Origin of the sequence: Pseudomonas sp. CAU 1711, assembly GCF_039888625.1 — a bacterium.
In the GTDB taxonomy this organism is placed as follows: domain Bacteria; phylum Pseudomonadota; class Gammaproteobacteria; order Pseudomonadales; family Pseudomonadaceae; genus Aquipseudomonas.
Map to the genome: position 1 here is coordinate 88,115 of NZ_JBDQQT010000005.1, position 14,994 is coordinate 103,108.

Sequence of the window (14,994 nt, forward strand, 5' to 3'; positions counted from 1 at the left end):
CGGCGCCCGCAGCATGAACCTCGTACCGATTCTCACGAGGTTCCACCATGGCCACCGTCGATCTGCAGCTGCGCGACATCCACAAAGGCTTCGGCGCGTTCCAGGCGCTGGACGGCGTGTCGCTGGATATCGCCGCCGGCGAGCTGGTGTGCCTGCTCGGCCCCTCCGGCTGTGGCAAGACCACCCTGCTGCGCTGCATCGCCGGCCTGGAGCGCCAGGACCGCGGCGCCATCCGCTTCGCCGGCCGCGACGTCTCCGCGCTGCCGCCGCAGGCGCGTGACTACGGCATCCTATTCCAGTCCTACGCGCTGTTCCCCAACCTCACGGTGGCGCAGAACGTCGCCTACGGCCTGGCCGGGCAGGGCCGCGCGGCGATCCGCGCGCGGGTCGAGGAGATGCTGGAGCTGGTCGGCCTGGCCGGCAGCGGGCAGAAATACCCGGCCCAGCTGTCCGGCGGCCAGCAGCAGCGCGTGGCCCTGGCCCGCGCGCTGGCGCCCAGCCCCTCGCTGCTGCTGCTCGACGAGCCGATGTCGGCCCTCGACGCCCGCGTGCGCGAGCATCTGTGCGGCGAGCTGCGCGCCCTGCAGCGCCAGCTCGGCATCACCACCCTGATGGTCACCCACAACCAGGACGAGGCCATGCTGATGGCCGACCGCATCGCCGTGATGCACCACGGCCGCGTCGAGCAGTACGCCTCGCCCCGGGACATCTACCGCGCGCCGGCCACGCCCTTCGTCGCCGAGTTCGTCGGCCAGGGCAACTGGCTGCCGTTCGAGCGCGACGGCGAGCACGCCCGCGTCGGCGAGCTCAGCCTGCGCCTGCACGGCCAGCAGCCGGGCGAGCGTGGCCGCCTGTTCTGCCGTCCCGAGGCGGTGGTGATCAACCCGCCGGTGCACGAGGACAACCTGTTTCCGGCGCAGATGCGCGAGATCACCTTCCTCGGCAACCGCTGCCGCCTGAGCTTCGAGCTGGACGCCCTGCCGGGTCACGCCCTGCTCGCCGAGCTGGCACCGGAAGCCATGCCGCGCCTGAGCGGCGCCGACATCTGGGTGGCCCTGCCGCCGCGCAGCCTGCAGGTGTTTGCCTGATGGAAGCGCTGGCGTCCCCGCGCATGCCCGCGCGGCGCTGGCCGGCCGATCTGGCCGACCGCCTGTTCATGGTCGGCGGCCAGTGGCTGCTGCTGGCGCTGCTGCTGCTCGGCGTGCTGCTGCCGCTGGCGGCCATGCTCTGGCGCGGCCTGGGCGGCGATCCGAGCCAGGGTGGCGGCCTGCTTGCTGCGCGCGAGCTGGTGAGCAGCGCCAACTTCCGCTGGCTGCTCGGCAACAGCCTGAAGAGCGCCCTGGCCGTGGTCGCCATCGTGCTGCCACTGGCCTACGCCTTCGCCTATGCCCTGCAGCGCACCTGCGTGCCGGACAAGGGCCTGTGGCGCGGCATCTCGCTGCTGCCGCTGCTGGCGCCGTCGATGCTGCCGGGCATCGCGCTGATCTACTTGTTCGGCAACCAGGGCGTGCTGCGCCACCTGCTGACGGACAACATCTACGGCTTCTGGGGCATCGTCCTCGGCCAGGCCATCTACACCTTCCCCCACGCCCTGATGGTGCTGCTCAGCGCCCTGGCGCTGGCCGACGCGCGGCTGTTCGACGCGGCGTCGAGCATGGGCGCATCAAACTGGCGGGCGTTTCGCAGCATCACCTGGCCGGGCAGCCGTCAGGCCGTGTTCGCCGCCGCCTGCCTGGTGTTCACCCTGTGCGTCACCGACTTCGGCGTGCCGGTGGTGGTCGGTGGCGACTACCAGGTGCTGGCCCTGGAGGCCTACAAGGCGGTGGTCGGCCAACAGCAGTTCGGCCGCGGCGCGCTGATCGGCCTGTTCCTGCTGCTGCCGGCGCTGCTCAGCTTCGCCGTCGACCTCTGGCTGCGTCGCCGCCAGCGCGACGCCATGGCCGGCCGCGCCCAGGTCTACCACCCGCAGCCCAGCCGTGGCCGCGATGGCGCCTTCCTGCTGCTGTTGCTGCTGGTCTGCGCCGGCCTGCTCGGCGTGTTCGGCATGGCGGTGTACTCCTCGCTGGTCAAATTCTGGCCCTACGACCTGAGCCTGGTGCTCGACCACTACGCCTTCTCCGATCTGCCGGGCGGCTGGCTGGCCTACCGCAACAGCCTGCTGATGGCCGGTTGCAGCGCGCTGTTCGGCGGCGCGCTGATCTTCACCGGCGCCTACCTGCTGGAGAAGAGCCGGCAGAGCCCGCTGACCCAGCTGCTGCGCCTGCTGTGCTTCATTCCCATGGCGGTGCCCGGCCTGGTGCTCGGCCTCGGCTACGTGTTCTTCTTCAACCTGCCGGGCAACCCGCTGCACGGCCTGTACGGCAGCCTGGCGCTGCTGGTGATCTGCACCGTGGCGCATTTTTTGACCACCGCGCAGATGACCGCCAGCGCCGCCCTGCGCCAGCTCGACGGCGAGTTCGAGGCCGCCGCGCTGTCGCTGAAGGTGCCGCTGCTGCGCCACTTCCTGCGCGTGACCCTGCCGATCTGCCTGCCGGCGCTGCTCGACATCGTGCGTTACCTGTTCGTCTCGGCGATGACCACGGTGTCGGCGGTGATCTTCCTCTACAGCCCGGACAGCATGCTGGCCGCCATCGCCGTGCTGAACATGGACGACGCCGGCAACGTCGGCGGCGCCGCCGCCATGTCCACCCTGATCCTGCTCACTTCCGCCGCCGTCTCGCTGCTGCTGGCCGGGGCCTCGCGCGGCTTGCTGCGCCGCTCCCAGGCCTGGCGCGCGGCGCCCGGCCACTGATTCCAAGGAGAGTCCTCATGCGCTACCAACATCCCACCCGCCTGCAAGCCGCCATCCTCGACTGGGCCGGCACCGTGGTCGACTTCGGCTCCTTCGCGCCGACCCGCATCTTCGTCGAGGCCTTCGCCCAGTTCGACATCGAGCTGAGCCTGGAGGAAGCGCGCGGCCCGATGGGCATGGGCAAGTGGGAGCATATCCGCAGCCTGTGCGACGTGCCGGCCATCGCCGAGCGCTACCAGCGCCGCTTCGGCCGCCTGCCGACGGACGCCGACGTGACGGCGATTTACGAGCGCTTCATGCCGCTGCAGATCGAGAAAGTCGGCGAGCATTCGGCGCTGATTCCCGGCGCGCTGGACGCCATCGCCGCCCTGCGCGAGCGCGGCCTGCGCATCGGCAGCTGCTCCGGCTACCCGCTGGCGGTAATGGGCAAGGTGGTCGAACTGGCCGCCGCCGAGGGCTACCGCCCGGACCACGTGGTGGCCACCGACGAGGTGCCCAAGGGCCGGCCGAGCCCGGCGCAGGCGCTGGCCAACGTCATCGCCCTGGGCCTCGACGACGTGGCCGCCTGCGTCAAGGTCGACGACACCGCGCCGGGCATCCTCGAGGGCCGCGCCGCCGGCATGTGGACCGTGGCCCTGCGCTTCTCCGGCAACTTCTTGGGCCTTTCCTGGGACGCCTACCAGGCGCTGGCGGCCGAACAGCGCACCGCCGAGCGCGCGCGCATCGACGGTCTGTTCGCCGCCAGCCGCCCGCACTACCTGATCGACACCATCGCCGAGCTGCCCGCGCTGATCGACCACATCAACGCACGCCTGGCCCGCGGCGAAAGCCCGCAGGCCTGCTAACCCAGACAACCAACGCCAACACCATCAGGAGCTCCACCATGTTCAAACGCACCGCCCTGGCCGCCGGCCTGCTCGCCGCCTGCGCCCTGCAGGCCCAGGCCAGCACCGAGCTGACCGTCTACACCGCGCTGGAAGTCGAGCAGCTCAAGCCCTACCAGGAAGCGTTCGAGAAGCAGAACCCGGACATCCGCATCAAGTGGGTGCGCGACTCCACCGGCATCGTCACCGCCAAGCTGCTGGCCGAGAAGGATCGTCCGCAGGCCGACGTGGTCTGGGGCCTGGCCGGCTCCAGCCTGGCGATTCTCAAACAGCAGGACATGCTGCTGCCCTACGCCCCGGCCAACCTGGACAAGATCGGCGCCAACTACCGCGACGCCGCCAACCCACCGGCCTGGGTCGGCATGGACGTGTGGGCCGCGACCATCTGCTTCAACCGCATCGAGGCTGAGAAGCAGGGCCTGCCCAAGCCGACCAAATGGGAAGACCTGACCGACCCGGTGTACCAGGGCAAGATCGTCATGCCCAACCCGGCGTCCTCCGGCACCGGCTACCTGGACGTCAGCGCCTGGCTGCAGACCTTCGGCCAGGACGGCGGCTGGGCCTACATGGACAAGCTGCACGGCAACATCGGCCAGTACACCCATTCCGGCTCCAAGCCGTGCAAGCTGGCCGCCGCCGGCGAGTTCCCGATCGGCATCTCCTTCGAGTACCCGGCCGTGCAGCTCAAGCGCAAGGGCGCGCCGCTGGACATAGTGCTGCCCAAGGAAGGCCTGGGCTGGGAGATCGAGGCCACCGGCATCGTCAAGGGCACCGACCAGCTGGACGCGGCCAAGAAGCTCGCCGACTTCGCCGCCAGCCGCGAGGCCATGGAGCTGTACAAGGCCAACTTCGCCGTGCTGGCCCAGCCGGGCATCGCCGAGCCGTTCCAGGAGCTGCCGGCCGACTACGAGCAGCGCCTGATCCGGAACGACTTCGCCTGGGCCTCGGAAAACCGCGAGCGCATCCTCGCCGAGTGGCGCAAGCGCTACGACGGCAAGTCCGAGCCAATCGCCCAGTAAGACCGCGCCACCCCTCTCCCGCCGGGAGAGGGGCCGGGGGTGAGGGTTTACCGGGCAGCACCGAGCTGCTTATCAGCCCCTCACCCCAGCCCTCTCCCAGAGGGAGAGGGAGTCAAGTAGCCCGCAGAATTTTCAGGAGTTTCCCCATGAGTCAGCACGACTGCGACCTGCTGGTCGTCGGCGCCGGCATGCTCGGCCTCGCCCATGCCTGGGCCGGCGTCAAGCGCGGCCTCAGGGTCAAGGTCTTCGAGCGCAGCGCCACGCCGCTCGGCGCCTCCATCCGCAACTTCGGCCAGGCCCTGGTCACCGGCCAGGCGCCGGGGCCGATGCTCGAGCTGGCGCGCCAGACCCACGGCCTGTGGGCCGAACTGGGCGCCGCCGCCGGCCTGGCGCTGAAGCAGCAGGGCTCGCTGGTATTCGCCCGTACCGAGGCCGAGGAGGCCATGCTCGAAGCCTTCTGCGCCGGCCGCGCGCGTGAGCTCGGCTACCGCGCCGAACTGCTGCGCGGCGCCGCCCTGGACGGCCTGTACGCCGGCCGCTTCGCCCACCACCGCGCCGCCCTGCACGGGCTGGACGACCAGCAGCTGTACTCGCGCGAGGCGCTGCCGCAGATAGTCACGTACCTGCGCGGCCTCGGCGTCGAGTTCCACTTCTCCACCCTGGTGCGCGACGTCGAGTCGGGCAGCGCGCTGACCAGCGCCGGGCGCTTCTCGGCCCAGCACATCCTGGTCTGCTCCGGTCACGATTACCAGACCCTGCTGGCCGAACCGATGGCCGCGCTCAAGCCCTCCGTGTGCCGCCTGCAGATGCTGCGCGCGCGCCTGGAGCGTCCACTGGAGCTGCAACACGCGGTGCTCACCGGCCTCAGCTGCGTGCACTACGGCGCCTTCGCCGACCTGCCCGAGGCCGAGGCGATCCGCGCCGAGATCCGCCGCGACTACCCGGCGCTGGAGCAGCACGGCATCCATCTGCTGGTCAGCCCGACGCCCCATGGCGAGCTGATCATCGGCGACTCGCACGACTACGGCAGCGACGCCTCGCCGTTCAATGCCGAGGTCGTCGACCAGCTGCTGATCGAGCTGGCCGAGCACACCCTAGGCGGCCGCCTGCAGGTGCTGGAGCGCTGGCAGGGCGTTTACGGCGCGCGCGGGCCGGGGCCGTTCAGCGTGCTGCGCGCCGCCGAGGGGGTGACCGCCGTGCTGATGCACACCGGCCTGGGCATGAGCGTCGGCCTCGGCCTGGGCGAGCGCACCGTGGCCGCGCTGCTGAACGAAGGCGCCTGGCCCGAGGCCAATGCCGCATGAGCGCGCGGCAGGCGGTGAGCGAGCTGTTCGCCCTGTGCCGCGCCCAGGCCGAGGCCGACTATATCGGTGAGGCGGTCAGTCAGCTCGAGCATATGGTCCAGGCCGCCGAACTGGCGCGTGACGAAGGAGCCGACGAGGAGTTGATCCTCGCCGCCTTCTGCCACGATGTCGGTCACTTCTGCGCGCCGCTGACGGCGGATAACCGCATGGGCGAGCTGGGCCGCCAGGGCCACGAGCGGGTCGGCGCGCACTGGCTGCGTGGCCTGGGCTTTCCCGCTCGGCTGTGCGAGCTGGTAGCCGGGCACGTGGATGCCAAGCGCTACCTGTGCGCCCGCGAGCCGGGCTACCTGGCCGCGCTCAGCCCGGCCAGCCGGCAGACCCTGGACTGGCAGGGCGGGCCGATGAGCGAAGCCGAGGCCAGTGCCTTCGAAGCCGATCCGCTGTGCGCCGATATCCTGCGCCTGCGCCGCTGGGACGAGGCGGCCAAGGTGCCGGGGCGGCCGGTCGATCTGGCCTGGATCGAGGCGCTGGCCCTGCGCGTGCGGCAAGCCGCCTAGCCGGCCAGCCCCGCCGCCAGATGGTCGATCAGCACCCGCAGTTTCGGCGGCAGATGGCGGTTGGACGGGTACAGCGCCCAGGCCGTGCCGTGGTAGTAGCCGGTGTAGCGCCAGTCGCCGAGCACCTGCTGCAGCCGGCCATCGGCCAGCGCCGCGGCGGCGGTGAAGCTGGGCAGGCAGGCGATGCCCAGGTGACTCAGCGCGCCGTTCAGGCGCACCTCACTGTGGTTGCTGGCGAAGCGGCCGCGCACGGCGACCCTGCACTGCTCGCCGTCCCTGGAGAAGTGCCAGCGGTGGTCGTCCGCGCGCTCGTCCAGATACAGGCAGGCATGCCGCACCAGCTCCTGCGGATGCTGCGGCGCACCGTGCTGCGCCAGGTACTGCGGGGTGGCGCACAGCACATGCTCGACCTGGCACAGCGGCCGCCCGGCCATCTGCTCCGGCGGCTGCTCGGTGATGCGGATGATCAGGTCGAAGCCCTCGGCGATGGGGTCGGGGCTGCGGTCGCTGAGGTTGAGGCTGACGTCGACTTCCGGATGCCTGGCCAGGAAGTCGGCCATCAGCGGCGCCACCAGGTACTTGCCGAAGGCCTTGGGCACCGACAGGCGCACCTGGCCGCGGGCATCGCTCATCAGCCGCTCGCCCACCGCCACGGCCGCCTCGGCGGCGCCGAGCATCTCGCGGCAGCGCTCGAACACCTCGCCGCCGGCCTCGGTCAGGCGCAGGCGGCGGGTGGTGCGCTGCAGCAGGCGCAGGCCCAATGCCGCCTCCAGCTGGGCCAGCTGCCGACTGAGCGCCGAGCCGCTGGTATGCAGCTGGCGCGCGGCGGCGGAGAAGCTGCCGCACTCCACCACGCGAACGAAGCTGGCCATCAGCGGCAGCAGGTGATTCATGCTCATAAAGAATGAGTCTCGTACAGAATGACCTGATTATCGCGGTGCGAATGGCAATGGACAATCGGCCCATTCCATATGCGAGCCCTTGCCATGACCAGCCTGACCCTCTCCCAACCCTCCCGTCTGCTGCAGGCCAGCGACCTGCTTCTGCTGCTGGTGGCGCTGGTGTGGGGCACCAGCTACGGCGTGGCCAAGCAGGCGCTGGACTACTACCCGGTGCTGGGCTTTCTCGCCGTGCGCCTGGGCATTGCCTTCCTGCTGCTGGCTCCGCAGCTGCGCGGCGCCGGCCGCCGCGCCCTGCGCCCGGGGCTGGCCTCGGGGCTGGTGATGCTGGCGATCTTCGTCTGCGAGACCTACGGCGTGCTGCACACCTCGGCCAGCAACGCCGCCTTCCTGATCAGCCTGTGTCTGGTGTTCACGCCTTTCGTCGAGTGGCTGATGCTCGGCCAGCGCCCGGATCCGCGCCTGTTGCCGGCGGTGGCGGCGGCGCTGCTGGGCACCTGGCTGCTCAGTGGCGGCGTCGACCTGCAGTTCAACCTGGGTGACGGCCTGATGCTGCTGGCCGCCGGGATACGCGCCTTCGGCGTGTGCCTGATCCGCCGCCTGACCGCCGACAGCCAGGTGCCGCCGCTGGCCTTCATGGCCATGCAGACCGGCGTCGCCGGCCTTGGCTGCCTGCTGATCGGCCTGGCTCTGCCCGGCGGCCTGCCGCCGCTGCCGACGGCGCAGGCGTTCTGGCTCGGCAGTCTGTATCTGGTGCTGTTCGCCACCCTGTTCGCCTTCTATGTGCAGAACTGGGCGCTGGCGCGCAGCAGCCCGACCCGGGTCAGCCTGCTGATGGGCAGCGAGCCGCTGTTCGGCGCGCTGTTCGCCGTGCTCTGGCTGAACGAGGCGTTGAATCTGCAGGCCTGGCTCGGTGGCCTGCTGATAGTCGCGGCGACCCTGTGGACCAGCCTGGCGCGGCGTTAAGCCGCGTCTTGTCGCGATTGGCTCGTGCGCCTGGCACGGATGGACCTGGCGCGATGCGCGGCGGCGGACTTCACTGCCGGGGCTATTTCCGTTCGCCGTCGCGCTCACGTGAAAGCGCTCCGCCGGACCGGGTAGTGGTTAGCCATCAACAACGACAACAGGCACCACAAGGAACCTCACCATGGACTTCCACCTACTGCGCCGCGCGCTGGCCTGCGTCTGCCTGCTCGCACCGCTCACCGCCGCCGCTCATTCGAGCAATGCCTACTCCAGCGATAGCAACCTCAATTACCGCAACAGCGACTGGATGGCCGCCCTGGACGGCGCCAAGCGCGTGCGCGCGCTGTCGCTGCCGGGCACCCACGACTCGCTGTCCTTCTATGGCGGCGACATAGTACGCACCCAGTCGCTGCCGCTGCGCACCCAGCTGGAGGCGGGCATCCGCGCCTTCGACGTGCGCGCCCGGCATATCGAGAATGTATTCGCCATCCACCATGGCCCGGTGTTCCAGCGCACCATGTTCGGCGACGTGCTCGACACCATGGTCGCCTTCCTCGCCCAGCACCCGGGCGAGACGCTGCTGGTACGGGTCAAGCCGGAGCACACCGAGCAGAACGTCAGCCGCAGCTTCGAGGCCACCTTCGCCGAATACAACGCCCGCTACAGCGGCTACATCTGGCAACCCACCGGCCAGGACCCGCTGCTCGACGAGGTGCGCGGCAAGATAGTGATACTGCAGAACTTCGCCGGCGCCACCTATGGCCTGGACTACTCCGGCTCGTTCGACACCCAGGACGCCTACAGCCTGAGCAGCAACTGGGACCTGTACGGCAAGTGGGAGAAGGTCAAGGCGCAGATCTGGCGGGCCAACGGCCGCGGCCACAGCTCGATCAACTTCCTCTCCGGCTCCGGCGGCTCCTTCCCCTATTTCGTCGCCAGCGGCCACTCCAGCCCGCAGACCGGCGCGCCGCGCCTGCTCACCGGGCGCACCACGCCGGGCTGGAAGAACAGCTATCCGGACTTCCCGCGGGTCGGCTGCTTCATCGGCATCTGCTCGATCGCCTTCGAGGGCACCAACGACCTGACCCGCAACCTGCTGGATACCCAGCGCGGCAAGCTTGGCCACGTCGGCATAGTGTTCGCCGACTTCCCCGGTGCCGGGCTGATCGACAGCGTCATCCGCGTCAACTTCGGCCGTTAGGTGGCAAGCCCGGCAGCCAGGGCAGCTACCTGAGCGCGCCGTTCGACCTGCTCCAGGTGCGCATCCGGATTGAGCGACGACCACTCGGGATGCGCCCGCGCGCGGCTCAGGGCCTCTGGCAGCTTGCCGTCGCGCCAGCTGCCGGCGCCGACGCTATCGAGCTGGATGACACCGATTGCGGCATGTCCGCGGGCGAGCAGAGCGGCCAGCAGCTGGCGCTGACGCAGGGCCAGCAGACGCAGCACGTCGTCGCTGACCGTCAGCTCGCGCTGACCCCGGAGCTTGCCGAGCAGGCGCCCACCGTAGTTGCGCGCGGTCTGCAGGCCGCCACCGGCCAGTGCGCCGAGCAGCGCGGCGGCGCCCAGGGTGATGCCGCCGACCAGCAGATCGATGCCCACTCCGGTGGCGGCGCCGGCGGCCATGCCGCCGCCGACTCTCACCCCCAGCTGGCGCAGGGTCTCGGGATTGAACAGATCGTCGCCCCAGCGCCCATCCGTCAGCGGCAGGTCCTCGGCGCAGGCATCGCCTTCGCGAAAGGCATACAGGCGCAGCAGCGCCTCCACGCACTGCTGCTCGCGCTGGCGCACGGCCTGGTGCAGGGCGGCGATCTCCTCGCGCTCGATCTGCGCCTGGGCGGCCACGCTGCGGCGGCAGGCGGCGCAGTCGATCAGCAGCTCGGCGATCAGCTGGGCAGCGGCCTGGCGGCGGGCCAGGGCCTGCTCCTCGTGGTCGGCGATCAGCCGCTCCAGGCGCGGCCGCGCCGCCTCGATCAGCAGGGCCAGGCTCTCGAATAGCCGGCGTTCGCCATCCAGTGGCGGCGCCACGCTGTCGAACGCCACCCGCGCGTGCAGGCCGAGGCGGGCCAGGGCCTCGCGCCATTCGTCCTCGCGCTGCGCCTGGCCGGCGCTGAAGTTGAGCACCGGCAGCAACGGTTTGCCGCAGCCGGCCAGCACCTGCAGCTCGTCCTTGTACTTGGCCAGCACCGGCTCGCGGGCGTCGATCACATAGAGCCCGGCATCGCTGGCCAGCAACTGGCGCAGCACCTTGGCCTCCTGCTCGAAGCGCTGGCGCGCCTCGGCGCCGTCGAGAAAGCGCTGGATGCGCGCCGGTCCGTCCAGGCGTTCGCCGGGGCGATCCAGGTGCTCCAGATGATCGAGCAGGGCGATGGCGTCCTCCAGGCCCGGCGTGTCGTACAGCTCCAGCAGCGCCACGCCCTCTACCGACAGGCGCGCGCCCTCGACATGGCGGGTGGTGCTGGCGCGCGGCGACACCTCGCCGAAATCGACGTCGCGCAGCAGGGTGCGCAGCAGCGAGGTCTTGCCGACATTGGTGTGGCCGACCACGGCCAGCTTCAGTGGCTTGCTCATGCTCGCCCCCCACGCCCACACAAGTGCCTCATGGTCGCGCCGCTCTTGCCCCCTCTCCCTCCGGGAGAGGGCCGGGGTGAGGGAGCGCCCGCCGGCGCCCGCCCCGCGCACGGCGCGGATGCAATCACCTTCTGCTTCCCGGATTCCATCCGGGCCAGGCGATCAGTCATGCCCATTCTCCAGCCATGGCAACGGCGAGCTGTCGGCGAATGGCAGGCCGAGGCGCTGCAGCGCCTCGTGCCAGTCGCCCAGACGCGCGCCGTCGAGCGCCGCACCGGGCGGCGCCGGCAGCAGCCAGATGCGCGTGGCGGCGGCCGTGCGCGACAGCTCGCCGAGCAGCGCCAGGGTGCCGCGGTCCGCCGAGCGGCGCGGGTCGACGGCCACCGCCAGGCGCGCCGGCGGGAAGCGGCCGAGCTGGTCGAGCAGGTGGTGGCGCTGCTCGCGGCTGTCCAGCACCCCGGCATCGGCCACCGACGGCGGCAGCGCCGGCGGCCAGGGCCGCGCATCGTCCAGTTCCACCGCCACCAGCACGGCGCCGGCGGCGGCCAGCTCGTTGCTGCCGGCGCCGTGCCGGTGCAGCTCGCCGGGCGCGGCATCGACAATGCCCAGGCGCTCGCAGGACGGCTGCAGGCGCTCGGCCAGCAGGCGATAGCTCGGCGCCTGGAGGTCCAGCGCCAGGCCGGCGCGTCCGCGCTGCCAGGCCAGCAGGCACAGCAGCAGCAACAGCGCGCGCGGCAGCAGGCCGAACACCAGCAGCACGCCGAGCAGCCAGCCGGCCCAGGCATGGCGCGCCGCCTCATGGCCCAGGGCCCCCTCGCCGCTGGCGCGGATGGTGTCGGGGTCGGGCAGCGGCAGGCCGAGCAGGGCCGGCAGCGCGCCCAGCAGCTGGGTCAGGGCGACGAAGGTGTCGCCGGACAGCAGCGTGGTCTCCCAGACGAAGCCATAGCGCCGGGTGCTGAGCAGCAGCACCAGCATTAGCGTCGCGGCGAGCAGCGCCAGCAGCCACAGGCCGTGCACCAGCAGACCGAGCAGCCAGCGATTGAGCCGTCGCCGTTGCAGCAACAGGAGCAGCGCCGGGCCGAGCTGAGCGGCCGCGGCGTCGCGCGCCAGCCGCTCGCCGAGCCACAGCCACAGGCGCCCGAGGACGGCCCGGTGCTCGCCGGCTAAGAGCAGGCCGAGCAACCAGCCGAGCAGGCTCAGCAGGTGCAGCCCGAGCAGGCTGCCGAGGGCCCAGAACACATTGACCGGACGGCCGCCGTCGCCCAGCGCCGCCAGCGCCAGGCCGCAGCCGCCGACCAGCGCCAGGGCGGCCAGCACCAGCAGCGCCAGGCGGGCGCCCTGCAGCCAGTGCTGCAGGGCCTGCCACTGACCGTCGCGGCGGGCGAGGAACAGCGCGCGGGCCTCGATGCGCCCGGCCAGGTCGGCACCGGACTGGCGCGCCAGGCGGTTGGCCTCGGCGTCCTCCAGCGGCCCGGCGTGCTCCTCGCGCAGGCGGATGGCTTCGCAGAGCCAGAGGCATTGTAGGCGGCTGTCGGTCACGCGGCGTCCCATCGGCGAAGTGAAGCCCAAGCATAACCCCTGCCCCACCGCGCGGGAAAAATCACCGGCCGAGCATGGCCGGTCACGCCGCGAGTCGTTATCCTCGCCGCCATGAACAAGACCCTGCCCCTCTGCCTGATCGCCGCCCTCGCCGACAACCGCGTGATCGGCCGCGACAACCAGCTGCCCTGGCACCTGCCGGCGGACTTCAAGCACTTCAAGGCCAAGACCCTCGGCAAGCCGATCATCATGGGACGCAAGACCTGGGACTCGCTCGGCCGTCCGCTGCCGGGGCGCCTCAATCTGGTGGTCAGCCGCCAGCCGGACCTGCGGCTGGAAGGCGGCGAGGTGTTCGCCGACCTGGACGCCGCCATCGCCCGCGCCGAGCAGTGGGCCCGCGAACAGGGCGTGGACGAGCTGATGCTGATCGGCGGCGCCCAGCTCTACGAGCAGGGCCTGGCCCGGGCCGAGCGCCTGTACCTGACCCGCGTGGCCCTGCAGCCGGAGGGCGACGCCTGGTTCCCGGAGTTCGACCAGACCATCTGGCGCTGCTGCGAGAGCGAGGAGCACGCCGCCGCCGAGGGCAAGCCGGCCTTCCGCTTCGAGACCTGGCGCCGCGCCTAGAGGCCTTCTTCACTGTGCTTGACCGACGCCGCCTGCGCCCGTAGGCGGCGCCCCTGTGCTTTCGACTTTTTCCGCCGAACCCGACCATGACCGACCAGACCGACGCCCCCGCCCAGACCGACCGCATCGCCGCCATCTTCGTCCGCCATCCGCTGTGGGAGGATGCCCTGGCCCTGCTCTTCGGTACCGCCCTGGTGGCCCTGGGCATCGCCTTCTACGGCCACGCCGGACTGCTCACCGGCGGCACCGTGGGCATCGCCTTCCTGGCCAAGTACCTGGCCGGCTGGCCTTTCGGCCTGGTGTTCTGTCTGGTCAACCTGCCCTTCTACGCCCTCGGCATCTGGCGCCTGGGCTGGGGCTTCACCCTGCGCACCGGCTGCGCCGTGCTGCTGGTGTCGCTGCTGGCCGAGCTGACTCCGGGCTGGATCGCCTTCGCCCATCTCAACGAGCTGTATGCCGCGCTGTTCGGCGGCGCGACCATGGGCCTTGGCCTGCTGATGCTGTTCCGTCACCGCGCCAGCCTGGGCGGGGTGAACATCCTCGCGCTGTTCGTGCAGGAGCGCTTCGCCCTGCGCGCCGGCACGGTGCAGATGGGCATCGACGCATTGATCGTGCTGGGCGCGGTCTTCGTGGTGGCGCCGGACAAGGTGGCCCTGTCGGTGCTGGGCGCGGTGATGCTCAACCTGGTGTTGGCGCTGAATCACCGCGCCGACCGTTATGTCGGGGTGAGCTGACGGATTCATGCTCGACCGGCTGCACGGCGCGCGCCGGAGATACGCGCCCAGCGCTGACCTGCGAGTGAGGCCAGGGGTCGGCTTCGCCGTCCCCTGGCAGAGGCTCAGAGCGTGTCCAAACTGAGATTCAGACGCGCCAGCAGACGCTCGGCGCGCTCCGGATTGCGTTTGATCTCATCCAGATCGCTGAGGCGCACGCGGCCTTCCGGCTCGATGCTCAGGCGTATGCCCTGGCTTTGCCCGTGCCGTGCCCGCCACCAGTTATCACAGGCCTCCTCGGCGTCCTTGTAGGCGCGCTCCCAGGTCTTGAGACACTGCTGCTGCCATTGCCGCTGCTCATGCTCGGCCAGTCGCTGACGCTGCTCCTCGGCGCTGGCCTTGCCAGGCTCGAGCGGGTAGGCATAGCGCTGGTTGAGGGCATCCAGGCGCTTGAAGTAACCATTGTCGCGCAGGCTGAAACCGGACTCGCCCAGCTCGACGCCCTGCAGGTTGCCGATGCTCTCGGCCAGCGCGAATAGCCCCAGCGGGCCGAGCAGCGCCGCCTGGGCCGCGGAGGCGCCAAGCGATTCCAGCTCACGATCGAGGTTGCGGGCGTTGTTGAGCTGCAGCTGGCCTTCGCCGACGAACAGTTGTGGAATGTCGAAACTGAGGTTCAGGCTGGCCTGCTTGTCCTCGGCGTCATAGTGGCCGCTGAGGCTGAGGTCGAAGGGCTCCAGCTCCTGGCGGCCGGACTCGTGCAGCAACTCGTAGAGCGCGGCGGCCGGGCCGCGCTCGCTGCCCGCCGGGCGGATACCGCGCAACTCCAGGCGGATGCTCTTGAAGTCACGCTCGTCGGCCAGATCCGCCAAACGGATGGAGTCGACATCGATGTCCAGGCCCTTGAACCTGTCCTTGCCGCTGATGCTCACCCCATGCAGGGTGTAGCCGTTGCTGAACGGGCTGGCGCTGATCGAGTCCCAGCGCAGCAGGCCATCGAGTTCGTGATCGTAGAGCCAGTCCTCCAGTTGCTTCTCGTTCTGGCTGGCCGCGTAGGCGCCGAGGCCAAAGTAACCGGCGGCCAGGACGACCACGGCGGCGCCGGGGATGATGAACGTGCGTTTGTCCATGGA

General features: G+C 70.6%; 14 protein-coding genes. 10 read left to right on the top strand and 4 right to left on the bottom strand.

The window, feature by feature from the left end:
- The first annotated feature begins 47 nt into the window (after positions 1-47).
- The 6 genes from AAFN46_RS07045 to AAFN46_RS07070 all read left to right on the top strand — a co-directional run bounded on the left by AAFN46_RS07045 (position 48) and on the right by AAFN46_RS07070 (position 6,555).
- Positions 48-1,088 (top strand): putative 2-aminoethylphosphonate ABC transporter ATP-binding protein, encoded by a 1,041-nt coding sequence (locus AAFN46_RS07045; protein WP_347807983.1) that lies wholly within the window; start codon positions 48-50, stop codon positions 1,086-1,088.
- Complete coding sequence (locus AAFN46_RS07050; RefSeq protein WP_347807984.1) at positions 1,088-2,791, top strand: putative 2-aminoethylphosphonate ABC transporter permease subunit; 1,704 nt, start codon at positions 1,088-1,090, stop codon at positions 2,789-2,791. Before AAFN46_RS07045 ends, AAFN46_RS07050 begins: the two co-directional genes overlap by 1 nt.
- Before the next feature lie 17 nt (positions 2,792-2,808).
- Positions 2,809-3,636 carry a phosphonoacetaldehyde hydrolase gene (gene phnX / locus AAFN46_RS07055; protein ID WP_347807985.1) on the top strand — a complete coding sequence of 276 codons (828 nt, stop codon included), beginning with the start codon at positions 2,809-2,811 and terminating at the stop codon, positions 3,634-3,636.
- A 38-nt stretch (positions 3,637-3,674) separates the two neighbouring features.
- Entirely contained in the window at positions 3,675-4,694 is a 1,020-nt protein-coding gene (locus AAFN46_RS07060) for a putative 2-aminoethylphosphonate ABC transporter substrate-binding protein (protein WP_347807986.1), read from the top strand.
- Positions 4,695-4,840: 146 nt separating this feature from the next.
- Complete coding sequence (locus AAFN46_RS07065; RefSeq protein WP_347807987.1) at positions 4,841-5,998, top strand: TIGR03364 family FAD-dependent oxidoreductase; 1,158 nt, start codon at positions 4,841-4,843, stop codon at positions 5,996-5,998.
- Positions 5,995-6,555: an HD domain-containing protein gene (locus tag AAFN46_RS07070; protein ID WP_347807988.1), complete on the top strand. Its 561-nt coding sequence runs from the start codon at positions 5,995-5,997 to the stop codon at positions 6,553-6,555. The genes AAFN46_RS07065 and AAFN46_RS07070 overlap by 4 nt, the downstream gene beginning before the upstream one ends.
- Here the strand turns inward: AAFN46_RS07070 and AAFN46_RS07075 are convergent.
- Positions 6,552-7,454, bottom strand: a complete 903-nt coding sequence (locus tag AAFN46_RS07075; RefSeq protein WP_347807989.1) for a LysR family transcriptional regulator — start codon at positions 7,452-7,454, stop codon at positions 6,552-6,554. The genes AAFN46_RS07070 and AAFN46_RS07075 overlap by 4 nt on opposite strands.
- An 87-nt stretch (positions 7,455-7,541) precedes the next feature.
- Here AAFN46_RS07075 and AAFN46_RS07080 point away from each other — a divergent pair, with 87 nt between their 5' ends.
- Both AAFN46_RS07080 and AAFN46_RS07085 read left to right on the top strand, forming a co-directional pair.
- Positions 7,542-8,420 (top strand): EamA family transporter, encoded by an 879-nt coding sequence (locus AAFN46_RS07080; protein WP_347807990.1) that lies wholly within the window; start codon positions 7,542-7,544, stop codon positions 8,418-8,420.
- A 181-nt stretch (positions 8,421-8,601) separates the two neighbouring features.
- Positions 8,602-9,621 carry a phosphatidylinositol-specific phospholipase C gene (locus AAFN46_RS07085; protein WP_347807991.1) on the top strand — a complete coding sequence of 340 codons (1,020 nt, stop codon included), beginning with the start codon at positions 8,602-8,604 and terminating at the stop codon, positions 9,619-9,621.
- Here AAFN46_RS07085 and AAFN46_RS07090 read toward each other — a convergent pair.
- Together AAFN46_RS07090 and AAFN46_RS07095 are read right to left on the bottom strand one after the other, a co-directional pair.
- The gene (locus tag AAFN46_RS07090; RefSeq protein WP_347807992.1) at positions 9,618-10,988 is read right to left on the bottom strand and encodes a GTPase/DUF3482 domain-containing protein; all 1,371 of its coding nucleotides are present in this window, start codon (positions 10,986-10,988) and stop codon (positions 9,618-9,620) included. The genes AAFN46_RS07085 and AAFN46_RS07090 overlap by 4 nt on opposite strands.
- Before the next feature lie 162 nt (positions 10,989-11,150).
- Positions 11,151-12,539, bottom strand: coding sequence for a DUF2868 domain-containing protein (locus AAFN46_RS07095; RefSeq protein ID WP_347808150.1), 1,389 nt, complete (start codon positions 12,537-12,539; stop codon positions 11,151-11,153).
- Between the two features lie 99 nt (positions 12,540-12,638).
- Here AAFN46_RS07095 and AAFN46_RS07100 point away from each other — a divergent pair, with 99 nt between their 5' ends.
- Both AAFN46_RS07100 and AAFN46_RS07105 read left to right on the top strand, forming a co-directional pair.
- Entirely contained in the window at positions 12,639-13,151 is a 513-nt protein-coding gene (locus AAFN46_RS07100; RefSeq protein ID WP_347807993.1) for a dihydrofolate reductase, read from the top strand.
- An 86-nt stretch (positions 13,152-13,237) separates the two neighbouring features.
- On the top strand, positions 13,238-13,885 hold the full coding sequence (locus AAFN46_RS07105) for a YitT family protein (RefSeq protein WP_347807994.1): 648 nt from the start codon (positions 13,238-13,240) through the stop codon (positions 13,883-13,885).
- A 104-nt stretch (positions 13,886-13,989) separates the two neighbouring features.
- Here AAFN46_RS07105 and AAFN46_RS07110 read toward each other — a convergent pair whose 3' ends face one another.
- Complete coding sequence (locus tag AAFN46_RS07110) at positions 13,990-14,991, bottom strand: hypothetical protein (RefSeq protein WP_347807995.1); 1,002 nt, start codon at positions 14,989-14,991, stop codon at positions 13,990-13,992.
- Positions 14,992-14,994 lie beyond the last annotated feature (3 nt).